Here is a 22312-nt window from a genome sequence, read left to right as displayed (position 1 = left end):
ATCTTTTACAAGGTTATGTAGGGTTTGAGTTTTTCAAACAACCTCTCTCCAATCCCTTTTACTTTTTTGAGATCTTCTACGGTCCGAAAGCCTCCGTTCTTTTCCCGATACTCAATGATGCGCCGGGCTAAAGCCGGACCAATGCCCGGAATGCTTTCCAGTTCATGTTGACTGGCGGTGTTGATTGAAATTTGTTTTAGTTCTTCAGTGATAATCAATTGATAACTCTGCTTCAGGGAGTGGTATCGGAAGTAATTCCAGATATTTATTGCCAAATAGACTACGCTGATAATGGCCAGAATTACTATCTCTTTTTTGTTCATCGATTTTATTATTAATAATTGCGATAAACTATCTTCAAAAGGAATTGATAAACTTTCTCTAAACTTTCCTTACTACATTTATCCACTGTATCGAAGGGCGTATCCCAGTAAGGATAATCAAAATCAATAATAAGCACCGCCCTTATTCCGTATTTTATCAGTGGCATGTGGTCATCAATGATGTAGTATTTTACATTAGAAAGAAAAATCTCCGGCGCTGCTTCCCGGGCGATTTGCCAGAGCGAATCAACTAAGTCGGGGAAGAATTTTGTAGAATGTCCTTCTTTATAAATCTGTAAATCTTTATCGCCAACCATATCAATTATTATCACAAAAGAATACTGATCCAGACATTTATTGGCAAAATGGGTTGAACCGTAGAGCTCGGCCTTTTCCACATCTTCGCCATCAAAAAACAGCAGATGGACACTCAGTTCCGGAGGATTTTTGGAGAGGGTATCGGCAAGTTTCAGAAGTAATGCCACACCCGAACCACCATCGTTAGCTCCAGGACAGTTGCGATCAGAATCCCAGTGCGCAGCAATGCCGATAAGAGGTTCACCCGCCGGAAATTTTTGTTGGAGATTATATAGCCACACACCATCCACGATAAAAGAGTCTATTTCCGGATTTTTGAGGTTTTTGACGATGTAATTCAAGGCATTCCTATGCCCTTCCGTACCGATGGCCCGGCTCCCAAATTTACAATATTCAATTAAATAATCATAAGGTTCTTTTGCCCAAAGTATCACCGCTATTATCCCATAAATAAATGACAATTTTAAAAATTGATATTTGCCCATATGTTTACACCTATCCGCCGATAACTGTTATTATAAATTCGGTCCTGATTCCGCGAATAATTGAGATTAGCACCACCGGTGACGCTCGTCGAAAAATTATAACTTAAAGAAATATCAATGTTGCTGGTGGTATTATCAACCACTGGGGTCCTGGTATCCAAATAATTGGGATTTTCCACCGAAGCGGCATAAGAGATGTTTCGATTATAACTATAGGTGAGATTGGTAGTTAGATTTGAAGCAAACCTGATACCTTGGAGGAGCGGGATCGCCAACCCTTTGGGGGCACTAAAGGTATAGGCTAAAGAAAGAGAACCGCTCCAATTGATTGATTTGGAGGGATTAATAAAAAGGTCTGAATATTGATGCCCCATCGTTTCAGAATAACTGATGCTGGCATTGCTGGTAATTCCGCGTTTCCAGTTCGTTTGCCAGCCCAGCAGTGGATTAAATGAAAGAACTCGACTATCCGAGATCAACCGTTCCAGGGTATCAGCCGTTCTCTGATAAAGACGTATCAGATTTTGGTTAAAACCTAAGTTCACGGAGGAAGTGTAGGCATACTCTTTTAAGAAAGGGATTCTCTCCACCCGGGAGATCCGTAAACTGGCGTTGGGATATGATTCACTCACATTTTTATTCTCCATACCGCTATAGGTGAAACTGCGGGTCAACTGTTTGGTATAACTCCCGGTCAAACTCAAAATTGCGTAGTTTATTCCAGAGTTTACATTAAAATTATCCGAAATGTTCCGGGTGCCATAACTATTAGAATCCTGTTGTGCTACCGGGATTGTATCGACTAATCCCCATTGGTACCTAAAATCTGGTCGGACGAGCGTGGAATAACCAGAGGCACGGCTCCGCGAAAAACCAAAACTTGGATTCTGAATGAAATCGACAAATGTTTCTATCTGTTTTACAATCCACAAAGGAGAACCAGGCAGCTGGAGGCTATCTTTTGTTTCATCCCGAAGATGGGTAAAGAATTTGATAACCTTTTTAATATCAGCGGTGGTAGAAAGACTGATATTGGAGCTGTTATTCACGCCCCGACGGTCATAAGGATGGCGCCATTCAAAACGATGGTCCTCATTATAACTGGAACTGAACTGGAGTGAGGGATTGACTATTAACAGTTCTTTGGCAATGCGACTATTGAATGTCTGATTTCGGCTGACTTCATCACCGAACCGCCATTTCTGGGATACTGAGTCACGAATTTGAGAAAAGGAATAAGAAGTTGAAATAATCTGGTGTGGAGAATAACTTACTGAGAAACCAGGGCTCAATGTTCTCCGACGTTGAGGATAACCAGGGCTGATTTCGTAGGGTTGATTAAGACTATCCCGAACATACCTTTTTGCTCGATTATCGGTATAAGAAGAAGTAAAGGACATTGTCTGCGGCAGAAGTTCGATTTTTTGTCTTAGCAGTTTGAGTGACAATTTAGGGCTGAGGCTGTATTCACCATGGTAATTTCTAAAATCGGTGGTATCAATTTGCGGCGCAGTATTTGAGGTGGAAACCGTCCGATCGTGGGATAACCTCAGATTATCCAGGGTATATTTCAATAACCAATTCTTTGAACCGGATTTGGAAAAACTCAGGTTATAGCCCGCGATGGTGCTGGTTGCGCGTTCCATCATTCGTGCTGAATCATCCAGTTCTACATCCTTGGCAATAAATGAAGAATATCGCGGTTCCTGAATACTTCTATTAAAACCAAAGTTAATCGGAATGCTGAAATTCCAATCTTGCGGCAGAAACTTATTTAATGTCAGACCGGTGTTGAGTGCAAAGTTTTTGCCCGGGCCGGACTCCGAAATTCCCCTTGCTTCGGAGAGTCGTCTGAATCGCCCATTAGATTCTGAATAGGAAAAAGTAATGTTGGAAAGGTCGGCAATATTCAAAAAACCACTGGATCTCATTATTCGACCCACTTCATTCTTCGGCGAAGAAAGTTTTATATCATTGAACCACATTGTATCAGAAAGGGAAGTGGTAAAATTATTGGTAATCCTTATTTCAAAAAATCTATTACTTTGCAGTGAGGGGTTGCCGGAGACTGTATAATTCCCTTCGGTGAGTATGCCCATGCCGCCTGTCTTCTTTTTCAGTTCCGGGAAATGAGCTATAACAACCTGGTATTTGCGCCAGTTATTATATTCCACTGCTCCAGCATCGTAATCGGTCCGGTATTCATAATAATTCATTGAATCCGAACCGAAACGCAAGGCGATTTGCGGGTTGGAATGAAGAGTACGAAAATAAAAAATCAAAGTGTCGTATCCGCGGTAATCCTCCGGAGTTTCAATACGCCGGTAGGCAATACAGGTATGACCTTTTTTCACCTCATGAAGGGTTAATTCTAATCCCCCTTCATTAATCGTTTTCCCTGTAAAAGGATCAATAGGTAAGGGATAGGGCGGTTTATAATAGGTGTGAGTTTCGGTATTCACCGGGGTAATGATAAATTTTTCCGTGGTATCCACCGGATTGAGCGAATCTTCAGATACTACACCATAATTCTTCCAGCGACTGCCCGTAAAATTAAGTTTATGAAGATAAATGGTCTGGGGCGCAGTAAAATCATCAAACCAGATACGGACAAATTTAATATTCTGCCAGTTAGGAAGACCAAAGACGGTATCGCGGGCCAGGGAATCTTTCAATGGTATCCGAAACATCTTCCAGTTGTTTTTCAATCCCCCTTCTACCAGATATCGGCTCGAATCCAGGTGTACTGAAAAACTGTAGTAAATATTTGTGCTGAGATTAAAAATGCCATTCCGATCAATATCTTCGGTATCCCAGATCCTGTTCTTTTCTGTCCCATTTATGCCGCCGTGATAATAGTCATTTTCAATATAATCATCATTACCATCATCTCCGGGGACATTATCAGCATCATTACCAAAAACATTATCCAATCCCCGATCTTCATTATTCGCATCCCAAGAAAAATTGCGTGGATTGTTATCTTCATCTTCAAAGGTGCCCAATCCAACAATTTCACCTTTTTTGTTGCGCCGTAACTGATCTTCGCTGATTTCCTCAGCAACATCGATGTGGACCTTCCCTCCACTGCCATTTATGATCAATTCAATATTCTCACATTCGTCGAGATTCACACTTGTTAGGTATTGGGTTAAGCCGGCAAACGATTGTCTGTTATCCGGAGTGAACTGAATTTGTAAAACCTCGGCAATCGCTTGGGGATCGGTAGGATTATTATAAATATCTTCCATTTTAAAAACATTACCACCGGTAGGTGTAAACCAGATCAGACGTCTCCGGGCAAAATTGCTTGTATCGCAATTCACCGGTTTAGAACAGGGATACCAATAACTCTTTGATAAAACCGCTGAATAATTAATGGAGGTAGCCTCAAAATCATCAAGATATACAGCATTCCGGGAGTTGATATTAGAGAATGAATATGCCCCTTCAAAATTGATATTGAATTTTGATTCGGCTTCGGTTTGTACCAAAGGCAGATTATCAATAAATTCCGTTAAATAAGGGATTTTACCTGGAACGGCAAAATCCATCTCCCAGACCATCCGATTGGAAGGCTCCTCGTTAAAGCGGATATGCTCGTATGGTGCCATTTGATAGGACTCGGTCCGGTAGAAAAAAGAAGAACCAATGCTTCCTTCCCCGAAGATTTTCGAATTTGCCCGCATACCGATTAGGCTTTTTTGTGTCGCGGAAAAAGGCGCGCTGTATTCTGCCTGTATCCGGACGCGGTCGGTACGCGAGATGGGCCTCATAATTTCAACTTTTCCCATATCGTAGTCCACGATGTATTCCGCAGGATCAAGTTCTACATCATTGACATAAACTCGCACATGTTTGGTGTTGAATGGGATAGGGAAAGTTTTCTTTACCTGAAAGGTTTTAGTGTAGATGTAGTACTTACCGCGATGGATAGAATAAAACGGATTAGTGTAAACCTCGGAATCAGGCTCAGGCAGTCCGCTATTCACAAACGGCATTGGTTCTGGAAAAATAAGCAGCCCGCGGTTTAAATCGTATCCTCCACTGCCAAATCCTCCATAGGGATCTACCTCGTTGTTGTTGTCCTTATCCAGTCCGAGTATCGACAACAGGGTGCGCCCTTGATAGATGTATTCATCAATACCACTCCCAACATCGTGATAAATCATTAGGGTGTCAACCTTCTCCCCTGGACTGGCAACGGGATAATAGTTTTTTAACTCATAATTGCGCCAGGCTAGTGAAGTCACCCGTGAGGTTCGTGGACAGATCAGTTTCAAGCACAATGTGTCCGCGCCAATGAAACCCACCGTATCTTCCTGCCCCAGACTGTTGATCTTACGGTAGTAAACTCCCAATGCCTCCAGATTATTATAAAGTCCATTTTTTAACTCAATGATATTGACCCGGCGCCCAAAAAACTGATAATCCTGTTCTAAACCTTCGTATTTCAAGGTGAAAAAACCTTCTTCTTTTTCCAGAGTATCATCGGGGACATTATCATCGTTCAGGTCAAGATACACCCGGGCATAGCGCGTAATCCCATTATTATTGTTCGCGTTATTTCCATCATCGATATAAACCCTCAGTTCAATAATGGAGTCAGTTGTCCCCAGCCAGAAGAATTGTCGCTTAGCATAATCTTTAGACCAGATTGTATCATACATACTTTCAATGCCCCCGGTGATCTCCTGTTCACTGTACTGGGTTTGCTCCCGGGATGCAATTGCCACGATATCCACCGGTCCCAACTTGGCGGTGGATTTTAAACCAAACAATCCCTGGTGTGCTGGAATATCACCTGTGTAACTTGTGCCGGGAATTGATAGTTGAGTATCACCTCCTTCGAGTTCCTGAAGTATTTCGTCTTCTTTTCCTTTATAGGTAACACGAATCTTATTTTGAGTTTCGTCAACTCTTGTAGAATTGTGGTCAATGAAAACCCGCATACGGTCACCAACTTCGCCATCAAGATTTACCGCCATTTCCTGTTCCATTTTTAATTCCGGCAGAAGTGAAGGTCGCTGTTGTTCCGCTGGCAGATTAGAATAAAAGGTTTCCGTGCCCCCCAGTGTGATTTTAATGTAACCACCCACATCAAGTTTTCCGGTTTCACCCATAAAGTCGCTAAAACCGCCCTTGGGCAAAGGTATCTCGATGGTTCCAAACAATCCTTTATTTGCGTAACCCCCTTTCTTCATCAAATCACTTTGTAATTCTTTGAGCATCATTTTTTGATTTTTCTTTTTCAAACCGATAGCAAAGTAGTCATTTACGGGAATAATACTGTCAATCCCAATAAATTCCCCTTGATAATAGCGGAGATATACTATGTATTCGCCATCAGAAGTAATAAAGGCTTTTGTTTCGTAGGGCATAGTGAATTGGTTGAAAACAAAGATGACAAAAAATATCATAACGATTTCATAATTTTATCTGCTATAGTCTCACTGTCAAGCCCAACCACCTTGAGTAAAACTTCCCTTGATCCGTGAGGTATAAAACGATCTGGCAGGGCAATGGTGTGGACTTTAACCGGCAATTTGTTATTTACCAGATAATTCGCCACAGCACTTCCTAAACCACCTATGAAAGAATTTTCTTCAAGAACAAAAACTGACTTTAATTTTGCAATCAGTGTATCAAGCATTTCAAAATCAAGGGGTTTAACGAAACGAGCATTGATGAGATAAGGATTTATTCTATTTTTCTTTAATAATTTTATTGTCTCCAGACCTGTTTTGACCATCGTCCCGCAGGCAATAATGGCATATTCCTGTCCCGGATGGAGAATTTCCCATTTTCCAATTTCCACAGTCTGGATATCTGAACTCTCCGGTAAGGAACACGAAGTGCGGGGATAGCGAATGGCAAAAGGACCTTCACGATACTCAATCGCGGTCTTCAACAGGGCGACCAGTTCTGCCCCATCTTTCGGTGCACTTATTACCATATGGGGTATACAACTTAGAAAAGAAAGGTCAAACGGACCGTGATGAGTAGGACCATCTTCACCGACCAGTCCGGCCCGATCAATCGCAAATATCACAGGCGCCTTTTGAAGGCAAACATCATGTATAACCTGGTCATAGGCCCGCTGGAGAAAAGTCGAATATATTGCACAAACGGGAATATAGCCCTCAAGCGCCAGTGCCGCAGCCATCGTTACCGCATGTTGTTCACAGATACCTACATCAAAAAACCGCTCCGGAAATTTTAATGAAAATTCTTTTAAACCAGTGCCCAAACACATCCCCGCGGTAATCGCCACAATTTTTTTGTTCTTTTCCGCAAATTTCACCAAGGCATCGCCAAAGACTTTAGTATACGAATTGAGTTTCTGTTTTTCTTCGCCCGTGGCAATATCAAATGGACCAATGCCATGAAATTTTTCGGGTGCTTCTTCGGCAATCTTATATCCCTTCCCCTTCTTGGTCACCACATGGACCAACCTGGGTCCGTGCATCTCTTTAACCCGTGACAATGTATCAATCAATTCGCCCAACTGATGACCATTTAAAGGTCCTATATAACGAAAACCAAGTTCCTCAAAGATCACCGATGGAGAATATAAACCTTTCATACCCTCCTGAATTCTTTTGGCAAGATTTCGAGCCCGATCACGGATGTAAGGTGGAAATCTACCTAAGAAAACCCAAAGGTCGTCACGGAACCGGTTATAAGTGCGGGTTGTTATAATCTTCGTCAGATACTGAGATAATGCTCCCACCGTCTCCCCGATCGAACGCTCGTTGTCATTTAAAACAACGATAACATCCTTTTTCAATTGTCCGATGTGATTTAAAGCCTCAAATGCCATGCCTGCACCCAGAGAACCATCACCGATAACACTGATGATATGATAATCTTCCCCTTTTAAATCCCGGGCAATGGCAAAACCAGCAGCGGCCGACAGCGAAGTAGAAGAATGACCGGTATTGAAATGATCATATTTTGACTCTTCGCGTTTGGGAAATCCGCTAATCCCATTATATGTGCGCAAGGTGTGGAATTTATCTCTTCTTCCCGTGATCAACTTCTGGGCATAGGTCTGGTGTCCCACATCCCAGATTATTTTATCTCTTTCGGCATCAAAAACCCGATAAATTGCCAGCGTCAATTCCACAACCCCGAGTGAAGGTGCCAGATGCCCTCCATTTTGAGATACGGTTTTTATGATTTCCTCTCTTATCTCCCGGGCAAGCACCTGGAGTTGCTCAACCGGATATTTCTTTAAATCTGCAGGTCCGTTTATCTTTTCAAGGAGGGCCATTGTGGAATTTGATAAAAATTATACGTTCAATTTATAGTAAGGAAATGGCCTGTTTTGCATGTTAAAACGACCGATTCAGGACAAAATCCGTGAGCGCACTGAATATCTCAAAATTCTTGCCCAATTGGTTAAAAGTATTCTTTGCCAGGCAGGCATATCTTTGCGCACGGAATCGAGCACCAGAGAGTCCATAAACTCTTGGGGCAGTGAGTTTTTCTTGGAGAATATCCTTTTGGGGCGTTTTGCCCAATTTTTCTTTTTTGCCGGTTACATCAAGAATATCGTCGGTATATTGAAATAATATCCCTAGATATACTCCTCCTTTTTCCAGAATTCTTATGCGTGCTTCAGGAGCTTGGGCCATAATTGCGCCAGCTTTTATCGCCAACGCAATGAATTTAGCGGTTTTATTAAGATGAATCTGACGCAACATCTTTGGATTGATTTCAGGATGGGATTGGATATCCAGCACCTGGCCATAAACTACCCCCTTAGGCCCAACCGCCAGGCTTACTTCTTTTATCACCCGATAGCGCTCTTTAAGATGGTCTTCTGACTCGGTGAACAATTCAAAAGCATAGGCAAATAATCCATCCCCAGAAAGCACAGCCATTGCTTCACCGAATTTTTTATGGGCAGATTCCTTACCCCGGCGGTAATCATCATTATCCATTGCGGGAAGGTCATCATGGATAAGCGAGTAGGTATGAATCAATTCCAGACCACAGGCAATAGACATTATCTCCTCAACATTGGTGCCTCCATTTGCCTCATAACTGGCAATAGTTAAGATGGGTCTTATCCTCTTACCCCGGTCAAGTGAGTAATACATAACTTCAAAAAATTGGTTACGATCACTGAAGTATTTTTTCAGCGCCGCATCCACCAACTGTTTCTTCTCGGTAAGATATTGATTAATGTCCATAAATGGAATAGTTATATAATTTTAAATAAAAATAGCGATTTGTCAAGGAAGAAATCATCTAAGCCCTATCCATATTTTTTTATATCTCATGAAGGAGCGATGAAACTCATGGATAAAATTTGTAAGGGTAATCAATGATTTAGCGCTGGGTACTTTTGTAGGGCAAGGCTTTTGCCTTGCATAAATTTGAAATTCTTGGGTGGTAACCGGTAAATGGTAGGCGCAGGCTTTAGACTGCGGATAATTTTTTTAAATCCCAAGGTATCTCGCACCCTGAAGGGTGCGGCTACATCTAATAATCCAGCGCATAAAAATGATTTGACAAAAAGTGGAGTGGACCCAGAGAAATCACAGGTTCGCGAGGATTTTTCTTGCCTCTAATGAATCCGGAACCATCTTCAGAATTCTTTTTAATATTTTCAAAGCCGAATTTCTATCACCCCGTACAAGGCATTCACGGACAAAATTAATGCCTTCAATCTCTAACGTGGTTAAAATTCTATACCTTAAGTCCACCGACCATTGGTCGAAGTTCTTTTTTAATGGTTCGCCGCGGAATAGTGCGAATGCCTTTAGGTATTCAGTTCTTGCAAGTTCCCACGCACCGGCTCGTGCTAAGGCTTTTGCCTGTGATAACGCCCGTAACATATCTTGATAGTCGGTAAGAAAGAATAAATTTCGATTTATCAGACCAAAAACACCTGCCTCGCAACCCATTTCAAGATAATGACCAGGGATATTTAACTGTTTTTTTATTCTATTCAACGAATGAGACAAATTTCGGTGTGCAGTCTTTTGATTTTGCCAGAAATTTCTGCATAAATCGTCCAGATAGATACAACTATCCGGGGTATTCAATTTAAGACTTAGATGTATCAACAACGCCGCATCTTTGGGTTTTAATTTAACTTTAATAGATTTTTGATTTCTTGTTATGGTAAGATGTCCAATAAATTTTACATAAAAGGTGATTGTCTCCTGGTTGAATATCGGCAGTTTTAATATTGATTTTGGCAATCCAGTACTTTTGCCTTTAGCCAATAGATCTGTTATTGGTTGGGAGATAAAGAATATATAACGATAAAAGATTGTAATCAACCCTTTCTTTCTTGCCAGAAGTAATGCCTGCTTATATTTATTTTTTTGCAAAAGTAAACCAATTTTCAAAATCGGAAGATTAAAACCATCGGACAATCCTAAATTTTCTTTGAGAATTATTTGTAACATTTTTTTCTGGACTGTTAACTTAAATTTTTCTATGTACCTTTTCAAATTCTTTAAAATCATCATTGCTCGATCTTTTTCGTTCATAGCATTAAACGCTGCAGCAATCGTCAAATATGAATTAAATATATCACGGGGCAATTCCTGCTCTTTTGAAAGATTCAAACTCTTGGTTGCAGTTTCTATCGCAAGATTGGGATTTCCTTTGATTAAATAGTAAAGACTTTTAAACCTTAAAGGAAGAGCCATGCGGATCCATTCCGGGAGGTTAGGATCCTTACATAACTCCAGTGCCTGTTTGTATTCACCCTTCATAAAATGAATATTCAGGGCTAATTGTGCATTTAACTCTCGTTTTTGCTCATCCGACATCCCAACCAATGCCTGTTGATACCAGTATTCCGCTTTTTTTATTTCACCCAGACGGACATAGAGCCGGGCAAGGTGTAATATGAGATTAGAATCCTGGTTTTTCCGCCGTCTAAGTCTTAAATGACAGTTTCGGGCGAGATAATATGCCTTGTCAATTTTAAAAAGATCGATATAAAGATTGGCTTCGGCGATGAGAATGGTGAAGAAAAGATTAAATTCCATAGCAGCAATTCTCTTTCTCTTCTTAATTTTAAAAAAACTCTTTAATTCTTTTAAAATCTTTTGCTGGTTTACCAGATCGCCCTTCCAGGAGAGCAAAGCAAGTTCTGCCAAACCAGCCCGAATTGCTAAATAGAATAAACTTTTTTTCTTCGCCTCGTTATATAAACTATCCATCCTTTTTAAATTTTCTTCAATCGGAATCTTTCCAAATAGCGCAAGATTTTTTTCCAGGCGCCGCGGCAGACTCAAAAATTGGTCCGGGATTTTAGTCAATAATTGGTTTTTAGGTAGAAGAGGTACACTATTTAAAATCTCTGCTGCTTCTCTGATCTTTCCGTCATTGAATAGTTTTGATGCTAATGCCAATTTTTGTTGTATCTCATTGGCACTGATACCTGGATGGTTGTCATTGATCTCGGATGTCTTTTTCGTGGCTCCCGCATAGCCATAGCGGTTCCATATTGACCAGATTGCATGGCAAGAGACCTTAATCCCTCTTTTTCTCAAAACCTCCTGGGTATTTTTTATAGTAATATTGGGGTTCTTTTCTTTCAAAAATACAATCTCTTTTTCCAATGTTTCTTTTGTCTTATTCCAGGGAATTTTATAAGCGGATACGAAAAAGCGGTCTTTTAATACTTTATAAACTTTTACCCATCGATAAAGCGTTAAATAATGAATCCCGAAGTTTTTTGCGGTCCTTCTTAAAGAACCGTTTTTTAAATACTCCTCGACGACCAATTTTTTAAATTCAATATCACTGTTAGCCATATGCGGGAATATTATAGTAATTTTTTTAAATCGGTCAATAATTATTAATTCACGCTTAATGTATTGGTAATTTCACTCTTTTCAGCCCTTGAATTGCTAAAAAAATGACACACTGGGCGATAAAATAGTAGTTGACGAGTGCATAGTTTTAATTAAAATTAACTATAAACAGAAAACAATGGCTTTAAAAATCTGAAAAACAAGGAGGAATTATGAAAAAATTTTTTATAATGTACGTTACTCTCACATGGGGGCTCTTTGGCATATCAAGATGGGAAACACGCCATTATGAGCCAACAGATAATGGATTTCTGGATGCCGCAGCGCCTGATTCCATGATAGGTATTCTTTGTGGTGTGAGAGACCAGGTGGGAGGGATTATTTATAAAACGACGGATGGCGGTAATACCTGGCAGGAGATACGTCCCTGGACCATCAACCAGTGCATGTTTGTCTTCGGGATGGATTTTGTCAATACCAGTATCGGCTATCTTACAGCAATGGGAATAATAGCTAATCTCTTTCCCGCAGCAGTTGTTTACAAAACTACTGATGGCGGTAATTCCTGGACGAATATCTATGGTTTGACTTTTGAATTCATCGGTAAGATGTGGGATGATGTATTCTTCCTTGATGCGAATACCGGCTGGATTGCCGGTGCAAACAGCGATATTAGAAAAACAACCAACGGTGGTTCTTCCTGGACTACCCAGAGTGCACCAGTCTCCGGTTCTTTAAAAAGCATCTATTTTATCAATCCCAATGAGGGCTGGATTGTGGGTGGTGATTATGACACAATAAATCATCAGGGAATAAATGGATTGATTCTCCATACAACAAATGGTGGGACCAGCTGGACCGCACAAGTTTCAAATGCGATGTATCAATTTTATGGTGTCCATTTTATTGATAACCTCAATGGCTGGGTCTGCGGATTAAGGGATTCTGCATCACCCGGAATTTTCTTCAGAACAACCGATGGCGGAAACAATTGGGTTGAAGTAATGGGACCATCGGTATCCATTGGTAAATATGGCTTATATGCGATTGAATTTGTTGATAATCAGAATGGATTTGCCGTTGGCGGTGGTAATCGTGCCGGCTGGGAGGGAAGCCATTTTAGTATCTTCTTAAAAACGACCAACAGTGGAAATCAATGGCTTGTGGATACTGTGATATTTGATAACAGTCCCTGGGGTTGTTCACCATTGGGAATGGATATGTTCAATTCAAGATGGGGTTATGCAGGTGGCACAAGATTATCCGCATTCAGATATACGCCGTTGAATGTAGCGGTTGAGGAAAAGCGAGATATTGCATTGAATAATCAGAGTTCACCTACTATCTTCCCGTCAGGCAAAAGAATCCAATTTAACCTTGGAAACAGAGAGAGATATAATAAAATTGAAATCTTTGATGCCCTCGGTAGAAAAGTCTTTGAGAAAAGTGATATTTGCTCTTCGGTCATAGAACTTCCCAAATTAGTGAAAGGATGCTATTTTATTAAATTTTATCCTGATAGAAGAGAAAGCTTTACGAAAAAATTTGTAGTATTTTAATATTGAGAAATACCAGACAGCGCTGAATGGAAGTTAATGATAGTATGGGGTCTTGACAAAGGATTTATTGTGGTATATGATTTTGCTGGAGGATTGCTATGTGGTTAGTTCTATTAATACTTGTTGGATTTGGATTGGAAGCAAGACAGGAAAACATTTCACCACAACTACAAGAACAACTAATAAAGATTAGCAACGATACAAGAATTGAGGTTTTAGTTATTATCAATCAACCTTATCCTGACAATACACTTGGAGACCTGACCATAAAACAAAAGGCAGAAGTATTCAAGTCAATCGCCAGAGATAGCCAGAAGCCAATTATGGAGTTTTTGAAAAGATTTCCCGGGGAAATAGATTCTGTTTTGCAATTCTGGATTGTGAATGGGATATATTTAAGGGCGAGTGTGCGAGTTATAAAAGAACTTGCCCGTCATCCGTCGGTAAGATTGATATCCCATATCCCTGAAGTCAAACCAATTCCCATCATAGAAGAATCAGGAACAACATCGCGCACTCCTGAATGGAACATTCAGCGAATAATGGCGGATTCCTGCTGGTATTATGGATATACTGGCGATAGTATAATAGTCGGTATGCTTGATACTGGACTAGATACAACCCATCCCGCATTGCGGGGCGGTAAGTTGATAAAATGGCGGGATTTTTGGCATGGTATCCCATATCCATACGATGACAATGGTCATGGCACAGCCTGTGCTGGTATTATATGTGGTGGTGATGGATTGGGTCCGTTTACCGATGATATCGGTGTAGCCCCAGATGTAAAATTATGTGTTGCAATGATCGGAGGTAATGTTAGCCCAATTGTTGCATTACAGTGGTTCGCTACTTTAAAAGTGGATTCCGGTTTTGATATTAGGGCAATTAACAATGCCTGGGGGAGTTCAAATCAATTTGACCTCACTTGGTGGGATATCTGTAATACCCTGAAATCACTTGAAATTTTGCCAGTCTTTTCAATTGGAAATGCCGGTCCTGGTTCAATGACTACAAATACTCCAGGCAACTATCCAACGGTGCTGGGCATCGGGGCAACGAATGTCAATGATACAATCGTATCGTTTTCTTCGCGTGGTCCAGCACCTGATAGTGTCCCTTGGAATGATACTACATACTGGTATCGGAATGACTGGAATTTGACCAAACCGGATTTGTGCGCACCTGGTTATAGTATAAGAACTGCCTGGCTCAATCAGCAATACACAACAATCCATGGAACTTCATTATCCTGTGTCCATGCCACCGGTGCTGTAGCAATACTTTTTGAGAAGAATCCAAATCTTTCAGTTACTGAGATTTATAATATTCTGCTCAATAATGCAGATAGACCTGCTCCTGGTGCACCATATCCGAATAATAATTATGGTTGGGGAAGGTTGAATGTCTGGAAGGCATTACAGGCAACGACCGGTATCCATGAACAAAGCAAGACGAAAAATATGATAATCTCGCTCAACGTATTACCGAATCCATTCCAGAATCACTGTGTTATTAAATTTCAAATCCCAAGCACCAAATCCCAAAATCCAAACGGAAATGTCGGGCAAGGCTTCAGCCTTGCGATATACGATGTAAGCGGTAGAATGGTTAAAGATCTTTCTCGGTTAACGGTAAACGGTGAACAGTCAACGGTTGTGTGGGACGGTTCTGATGATTCGGATCGCAAATTACCTGCGGGCGTTTATTTTGTTAAGTTTGAGTATGGGGGATGCATAAAGATAGGAAAGGTTATCAAGTTGAAATAAAAAATGGACAAAAATAAAAAGGGGTGTAATATGGCCAAAAAATATCTTGTTATCCTTGTAGGGGTGGTAATGATTGTGTTATTTTTTACCTCCCCAGTCTGGAGTCAGATTATCTATACAATCCAGAGCCCTGGAAGTGAGGCATGGAAGAATCCCTCAGACAGCCGGGCACCGCCTCAACTAAAACCTGGGAACCCTGGTTATCAACCTGCAACTCCAGAAGAAAAAAATGCAATCGCTTTTTTTGATACATTGTGGTGGATTACATATAATCCAGATACCACAAGATTTGTGACCCAATTGTATCGTTTTAGAATAAATGAACCTATTAATAAAATTGCCCGGATGACCTTCAGATGGTATGGCCATAGGGCTGGTACATACCATCCTGTTGCTCAATTATTTATTTATGATACAAGGGGAGATAGTTCTCACTGGTTCTATAGCCCGGCGATCAGTGGAGATACTGACACATTGTTATCCTGGGTTTGTACTGCGAGTGATACCATTGACTGGATTATAAATGATAGTTCCTATACCTTCTTGGCAGCTGAGGCTTATAAAGGTTCATGTCCTTTGCTCTTTTCCTGGAATGGTAAGGAATATGAATTTGTTGGTGATGTGATCGCCAGTGCCAATCTGGGATTATGGGTAGATAGAATAGCCGGGTTTAATATTTATATGCCCATCGACCCTGATGAATATCTTAAGATTCCTTCCCATCAGATCAAGACGAAAGATAATGGAATTATTTCTATTAAACTGAATGAGATGAAACCTGAGGTTTCATATATTGACCAGGTCAAACTCCTGGCGGTTGACCATCCTGAAGGGGTGGCTATTTATCCTAATGAAGCTGCAATCTTTCCACCACCTCCATTCAAAATTTTTGCAACCATTGAGAAGAAATTGCCGATTGCCGCGCGCACGGTTGATGGAAAGGATGTGTTAAATTATATAAAAGAAACTGACCGAAACTATGTGCCTTTTTCTTTCAATGATCCTTTAATAATTGAGTTTGACCTTGGTGAGTTAATGAATCCAGCAAAGGCAGTCTTATTCCTCAATGGTTCCACACGGTTTTCTGACGATGATGTCTATGACTATGTGAGTTTGCGTTACCGCTTGAAACAAAGAGGGAGGACTATCAAATTCCCTAAGGTTGAGGTGATTGGCAAGGATGGACGCTGGAAAAAAATCGGGTATTGTGGTTATCCTGCAGGGACGAGTAAGACGATGGTCTTTCCACTCTATGATAAAAAAGGGAGGTCAATCTTTCTGACTGATGACCATCGTTTGCGGATTACATTTGATGAGGTCGTCTATGTGGATAAGGTCTGGATAGAAGAAAATACCCACACTGATTATGCAATATTTGAGGTGCCATTAAAATATGCAGACTTGCATTACTATGGTTATGGTGCCTACTATTCTAAAGATGGTAAATATCCTGGTGAGTATCATTATCATCAACTTGTTGATAATGATTTCCCTGCGGTTTTTGGAAATGCAACAAAATATGGTGATGTCCAGCCGTTATTAAAAGGAGTTGATGATTGTTTTGTAATTATGCATCATGGGGATGAGATTGATTTAGGTTTTGATGCCAGTTCATTGCCTTCCTTAAAACCTGGCTGGACAAGGGATTATATTATTTATGTTTATGGTTACTATAAAGAAGCATTACCTGGTCGGGCTTATGCCTATTCAATAGAGCCCTTGCCTTTTAAAGGGATGGCAGGTGTGCTTGTGGGCAATGGTATGTGCTGGTATCCTTATGATAAAATACCGGGTTTGATTGGGGCTATCATTGCGCGGATTGTAGCAAAGTCTAAATGGGATTTCCCGTTGTCTTTTAAAGAAATCTGGGATATTGTTCTGGCTTTCATAAAAGGGGATGTAAAAAGACATTATCCTGATGATTCAATCCATGTTGCTTATCTGAAAGAATGGAATAAAAGAAAGATAAATGAATATTATCCTGAATGGTATACTGATTTGCCACATAAGAATCTTGAAAAAGTACCGTTATTGCCAGCTGATTCACAGTGGATTGCACATGTGCTTGCTTATCGTCAAAGTAAATCGGCTTGTCATCATTCGCTTTATTCCAATTATGTGGAATTACAGGTTGATACGATTGGGTATTTTGTAGAAGAAAAAAATACCGAAAATAAAAAGAATATCCAGATATCATTAGGACCAAATCCATTTCGCGACCGAATTCAAATTGACATAAGTCTTCAATTTAAGACAGACATTGAATGTGAAATTAGAAATGCATTAGGGCAATCTGTTCGGCGGTTATTTTCTGGTCCATTGAGAGAGAAAAATACAACCCTAAACTGGGATGGATTAGACCAGGATGGCAATCTTCTGCCATCTGGCATTTACTTTTTTGTATTAAAAGGAAGTAAAATAGGAGAAATTAAGAAAAAAATAATAAAGATTGAATAGACGATGATTATAAACCAGGTTAAGAATAAGGAGGTCATTATGAAAAATAAAAACATAATCTTTTTATGTCTGTTTTTGCTTTTCAGCGTATCGGCGTTTGGCTATCAGACCGATAGCGTTGGTGTACCGATGAGAGACGGCGTGAGATTGGGGACTGATATCTATCGTCCTTTCTGGAACAACCCGATACTGAAGGCACCGGCATTATTACAGAGAACCCCTTATGGAAGGGGCTGGGATGATACTTATATCACTTTGATCTGTGATATAATGGGTTATGCCCTTGTGGTTCAAAACCTACGGGGTTATGGTGATTCCGAAGGTGAACCGATGGTCTTCTGGACTGATGGCTGGGGGGATCTACAGGACGGCTATGATGCGGTGGAATGGGTGGCAAATAGAAACTGGTGTAATGGAAAGGTTGGAATGATCGGCGCCTCTGCCCATGGAATGACCCAATATTATGCAGCAGGCGCACTGCCTCCCCATCTTGTTTGCTGTGCACCGATGGTTGCGGCACCGAATCTTTATCGTGATTGTGCATTCACCGGTGGCGAATTCAGGAAGGCACTTGTTGAAACCTGGCTACACGGTGTTGATACACCCTGGCTTATTGATACGGTTTGTAATTATCCAAATTATTGTAACCGCTGGTCAATCGTCGATCTTTCTCAAAAATACAATGTCGCGAATTATCCAATGTTCCATGTTGAGGGCTGGTATGATATGTATACAGACGGTGTGCTTGAGGCGTTCAGCGAATTGCAGAAAAGATTTCATAACCAAAAATTGTTTATCGGACCCTGGGGGCATGGTGATGCCTGGGGAACAAGGGAACAGGGAGACTTGGTCTATCCACCGAATGCCGAAATGGATGAACTGAGTTTTATTCAGATGTTATTGGACTGGTATGATTACTGGATGAAAGAAGGAGGTGGTCCGATTCCGCCGCCTAAAGTCAAATTCTACCTAATGGGAGATTGTGATACCCAGGATACGACAAACTGGAACCGCTGGATTGAGGCTGACACCTGGCCCCTGCCCCAGGTTGTGTATAAAAAGTATTATCTCCGGGATAACCACCTGCTTGATACCCTACCCCCAACTACATTTGCGATTGATACCTTTATCTATGACCCGGCAAATCCCTGTACAACCTATGGTGGTAGAGAGTTCATCGGACTCACTCATGGTTACGGTCCGATCGACCAGAGACCAATTGAGAACCGGTCGGATGTTCTAATATTCTCAACACCGCCACTAACCTCGCCTTTGACCGTGATCGGTAAATTAAAATTCGTTCTCTATGCGGCTTCTGACCGCTATGATACTGACTGGGCGATAAGAGTTACTGATGTCTATCCTGATGGCAGGTCAATTTTGGTAACCGACAATATTCTAATGGCACGGCACAGACATGGATTCGATAGAGAGGATTCGTTAATTCCTAATGTACCTGACACATTCAATATTGACTTATGGAGCACTGCCCAGGTATTTAATACCGGACATCGCTTAAGGGTAATTATTTCTTCCTCTAATTATCCAAGATTTGAAAAAAATCCCAATACCGGCGCTCCTTTTAGAAGGGATGACCCCAATTTTCTGGTGGCTACCCAGAAAGTCTACCGGACACCCGCGCTTCCCTCTCATCTACTTTTACCGGTGTTGCCATCTACGGTTTCTCTCGAAGAACTGGCTAAAGCAACCATCAAGACAAACAATATCACCACCCAAACCGTAGCCCGGATGCTTAGAATCAATCTTAGACTTTGCCAAACTAGCGCGGTGGAAATTTCAGTTTATAATACTCTGGGACGGAGAATATGGAACCTGAGAAAATCTTATCCGCCTGGCGAATATGCACTAACTTTGCCTGAGCTTCCCAATGGGGTTTATTTTATCTCTTCAAGGATTAATGATCATCAAGAAGTCAAAAAGGTGGTAATTATTAAATAAAGCTACCTAAGAACCACGACTTTCTTTGTCTCCTGATACTCACCGGCAATCATTCGCACAAAATACACACCATCGGGTACCTTTCGACCTAAGTCATCATCTCCTAACCAGACAATACTTGCACCTGAATCCCGAGTTAAAGTCTCAGGAGTAAAAGATTTTACAAGTCTTCCTAAAACATCGTAAATCGCGAGGCTGAGATTCGATTTTTCATCATAATCGTTTGGCAGAGAATATATGATATTCAGTCGGCATTTAAAGGGATTCGGAACCAAGATCAAATTTGGTCTATCTGTAATGGTCAAATCTCTTTTTTCCTCAATTCCAACCGTTGGCGGCCAGGTTGTAAACTTTAAAGCAAACTGAGAAGTAATGGGAGCCGCCCACTGATGATATGTGCCGTCATAGTAATACTGAATACCAACATCCCGTGCGTAATTCTGTATACCAATGGTATTATCACTCTGCTGCATTGAATTCATATACTGAACTATTATCTCACCATCCCCTGTTGGCGTCGGATAATAAGCGGGGTCATACAAAATTATCTCAAATGTCTCCAAAGTCGTATTTGCACCATAATGGGGAACCCTAAACCATTCCACTACAAAACGATGATTTGCCGCATCATTGTAATAATAAACATCACCAGGAGCCCCACTAACCCCAGGGTCCAAATCATCCCATAAACCTGCAACACAAGTTCGTGGTGCACTTGCGTTTGGCAAACCATAATTCGATGGATAACTGGATGTTGCTGAATCCAAAGTTACGAATCCATTTGATGATATTGAAATACGATTGTAATTCAAACCATAGTATTTGAAGGTAAAGGGCAATCCCACACGCCTAACCTGATCGTCACTGAGATTCAAAGATATTCCGGGATTCTGGGTCTGGGTCGTATCTATTGCAAACCAACTATAAACCGGTGCCTGTTGATATGGACAACCCGACCAGTAGACATAATAATATCCAGTATCAGTGGGCATCGGCCGGCCGACGGTTAAACTGAAATTTCTCGTCCAGGAAGTTTCCGCACAAACAATATAAAGCTGAAAATTGACGGTATGCCCGATGGAACAGGCAGGAGAGACAGAAACCCGGAATGGATCCAAACTATTGTGTGCAGAATCACCAGCTGGAATCGTTCCATAGGTGGTGGTAGAATCAAGCAGTGTAATGTAAATATCGTTTAACCGCAATTTTGCCGTGGTATTGGTTGCTGCCATCCCCCCAGCATTCCGAACATAGCAAACAATTCCGGCATTCTCACCTGGGTCGAGCCGGCCATTGTTATTATTATCCTCCACCACCGCAGTGCGATTTAGCAACACATTGGGACGGTTGGATTCATAAGGTTTTATTAAAACACAGAGTGCAGCAATTTCTGCCTTTATTACTTCGGTAGCAAAGGGATTATTATTATACCCCGCACCAATTGTATCACTCGTGCGGTGATAGTGGGGATTGGTGGGCCAGTAATCTTCAATATTACATAATCCGTGATAACCATTGTCGTAGAATGGTTGGATGTCAGAAGGAATAGAAGAAAGTGTTTGCTTCACAGTGAGCAAGTTGGTATAGGTATCGGCACAGGCAACAAAGAAATCGGCAAAAGGAACATTGGCGCTGTTGGTCAAAACATTGCAATTTTCTGGCGAGATATCCACATAGCCAATCATATCTCCGTTTAAAACCCCAAGGATACTATCGCCATTCTGCCGAGCGTTATTAGCATAATAGGTACTGCCGTATAAACCCTGTTCTTCGCCGCTGAAGGCAATAAACCGGGCAGAATACTCAAATTGATAATCTCTTAAGACCCTTGCCGCCTCAAGCGCTGCAGCAGTGCCGCTGGCATTATCATCCGCTCCTGGAGCAATATTCGGTGCTTGATTTGATGTCGCATCAAAATGACCATCAATGATTGCATAAATATTGGGATATAAAACTCCTCTTTTTATTCCTATCACATTCGGTGCATAACCAGAAGTGTGGTATTGAAAATATACCGAATCACAGCCGTATTCAATAAATTTGTTTCTTATCCAGTTTGCCGCAGCAAAACAGGAATCATGGGTTGAATATCGGGTCCTAAAATTTTGCAAACGCCGGACAAAACTCAACACCGTATCGGGATTGACCCGATTCACAATCTCCTGAATAATCGGGTGATAACGCACTTCCGGTAAATTTATTGACCCGGATTTTATGATAGGTTTGAAAGATAGACGGACGATTTCCACGCGTTCCTGTGTCAAGGGCATGAGTCTATCTTCTCTTAGTTCTATCAAATAGACATTATTGTCCACAGTAAGAACCCTGCCAAACATCCCAGGTTCAAACGAGTTACCAAAGGTGTAAATCAGATAATATTTCCCTTCTTTCGGATTTTTCTCCAATATTTCTAATTTAAAATCTTTTAATTCTGCAATTTCATCATCATCTGCCAGGACCAATGCACAATTATCCAGCTCCTTTATGATTTTTAGATCCCGGGCAAAAAGTGGCTCCAGCCGGTCCGCCTCGAGTTCAATTCTTACCAGGTTAGATTGAGCAAAGGAAAAAATAAAAATAGCCAAAAAACTCATAACCTTAACCATTTCAACACCTCCGGTTTGGAAAACAAAATGGGGCAGGGTGAAACCC

At 41.1% G+C, this 22312-nt stretch carries 11 protein-coding genes; 4 read left to right on the top strand and 7 right to left on the bottom strand.

All coding sequences use genetic code 11. The features are described 5' to 3' along the window. Positions 1-5: 5 nt before the first annotated feature. The 6 genes from ABIL39_01585 to ABIL39_01560 form a co-directional block, all read right to left on the bottom strand. The gene (locus ABIL39_01585; GenBank protein MEO0164812.1) at positions 6-323 is read right to left on the bottom strand and encodes a ComEA family DNA-binding protein; all 318 of its coding nucleotides are present in this window, start codon (positions 321-323) and stop codon (positions 6-8) included. Positions 324-334: 11 nt separating this feature from the next. Then, positions 335-1126, bottom strand: coding sequence for a M28 family peptidase (locus ABIL39_01580; GenBank protein ID MEO0164811.1), 792 nt, complete (start codon positions 1124-1126; stop codon positions 335-337). After that, positions 1105-6546, bottom strand: a complete 5442-nt coding sequence (locus tag ABIL39_01575; GenBank protein ID MEO0164810.1) for a hypothetical protein — start codon at positions 6544-6546, stop codon at positions 1105-1107. The genes ABIL39_01580 and ABIL39_01575 overlap by 22 nt, the downstream gene beginning before the upstream one ends. Beyond that, entirely contained in the window at positions 6543-8402 is a 1860-nt protein-coding gene (dxs, locus tag ABIL39_01570; protein MEO0164809.1) for a 1-deoxy-D-xylulose-5-phosphate synthase, read from the bottom strand. Before dxs ends, ABIL39_01575 begins: the two co-directional genes overlap by 4 nt. 61 nt (positions 8403-8463) lie before the next feature. Then, positions 8464-9327 (bottom strand): polyprenyl synthetase family protein, encoded by an 864-nt coding sequence (locus ABIL39_01565; protein MEO0164808.1) that lies wholly within the window; start codon positions 9325-9327, stop codon positions 8464-8466. A gap of 348 nt (positions 9328-9675) precedes the next feature. Then, entirely contained in the window at positions 9676-11916 is a 2241-nt protein-coding gene (locus ABIL39_01560; protein ID MEO0164807.1) for a hypothetical protein, read from the bottom strand. A 212-nt stretch (positions 11917-12128) separates the two neighbouring features. Here ABIL39_01560 and ABIL39_01555 point away from each other — a divergent pair, with 212 nt between their 5' ends. The 4 genes from ABIL39_01555 to ABIL39_01540 all read left to right on the top strand — a co-directional run bounded on the left by ABIL39_01555 (position 12129) and on the right by ABIL39_01540 (position 19660). Then, positions 12129-13475 (top strand): YCF48-related protein, encoded by a 1347-nt coding sequence (locus ABIL39_01555; protein MEO0164806.1) that lies wholly within the window; start codon positions 12129-12131, stop codon positions 13473-13475. 98 nt (positions 13476-13573) lie between these two features. Next, positions 13574-15244, top strand: coding sequence for a S8 family serine peptidase (locus ABIL39_01550; GenBank protein MEO0164805.1), 1671 nt, complete (start codon positions 13574-13576; stop codon positions 15242-15244). Between the two features lie 30 nt (positions 15245-15274). After that, complete coding sequence (locus ABIL39_01545) at positions 15275-17701, top strand: FlgD immunoglobulin-like domain containing protein (GenBank protein MEO0164804.1); 2427 nt, start codon at positions 15275-15277, stop codon at positions 17699-17701. Positions 17702-17740: 39 nt separating this feature from the next. Continuing rightward, positions 17741-19660, top strand: coding sequence for a CocE/NonD family hydrolase (locus tag ABIL39_01540; protein MEO0164803.1), 1920 nt, complete (start codon positions 17741-17743; stop codon positions 19658-19660). Between the two features lie 2 nt (positions 19661-19662). On the opposite strand, the gene ABIL39_01535 is transcribed toward ABIL39_01540, so the two are convergent. Then, a complete protein-coding gene (locus tag ABIL39_01535) occupies positions 19663-22266 on the bottom strand; it encodes a M20/M25/M40 family metallo-hydrolase (protein MEO0164802.1) in 2604 nt (867 codons plus the stop codon). Between the last annotated feature and the right edge of the window lie 46 nt (positions 22267-22312).

Source organism: candidate division WOR-3 bacterium (assembly GCA_039802205.1).
Taxonomy (GTDB): domain Bacteria; phylum Hydrothermota; class Tepidihabitantia; order SM23-42; family JAOAFX01; genus JAOAFX01.
This window is presented reverse-complemented; position numbering and strand designations above follow the sequence as displayed.

Coding starts and splice junctions, on each gene's coding strand:
- ABIL39_01540 (MEO0164803.1), top strand. CDS start 17,741: ATGAAAAATAAAAACATAATCTTTTTATGTCTGTTTTTGCTTTTCAGC.
- ABIL39_01545 (MEO0164804.1), top strand. CDS start 15,275: ATGGCCAAAAAATATCTTGTTATCCTTGTAGGGGTGGTAATGATTGTG.
- dxs (MEO0164809.1), bottom strand. CDS start 8,402: ATGGCCCTCCTTGAAAAGATAAACGGACCTGCAGATTTAAAGAAATAT.
- ABIL39_01565 (MEO0164808.1), bottom strand. CDS start 9,327: ATGGACATTAATCAATATCTTACCGAGAAGAAACAGTTGGTGGATGCG.
- ABIL39_01535 (MEO0164802.1), bottom strand. CDS start 22,266: ATGGTTAAGGTTATGAGTTTTTTGGCTATTTTTATTTTTTCCTTTGCT.
- ABIL39_01580 (MEO0164811.1), bottom strand. CDS start 1,126: ATGGGCAAATATCAATTTTTAAAATTGTCATTTATTTATGGGATAATA.
- ABIL39_01575 (MEO0164810.1), bottom strand. CDS start 6,546: ATGATATTTTTTGTCATCTTTGTTTTCAACCAATTCACTATGCCCTAC.
- ABIL39_01550 (MEO0164805.1), top strand. CDS start 13,574: ATGTGGTTAGTTCTATTAATACTTGTTGGATTTGGATTGGAAGCAAGA.
- ABIL39_01560 (MEO0164807.1), bottom strand. CDS start 11,916: ATGGCTAACAGTGATATTGAATTTAAAAAATTGGTCGTCGAGGAGTAT.
- ABIL39_01585 (MEO0164812.1), bottom strand. CDS start 323: ATGAACAAAAAAGAGATAGTAATTCTGGCCATTATCAGCGTAGTCTAT.
- ABIL39_01555 (MEO0164806.1), top strand. CDS start 12,129: ATGAAAAAATTTTTTATAATGTACGTTACTCTCACATGGGGGCTCTTT.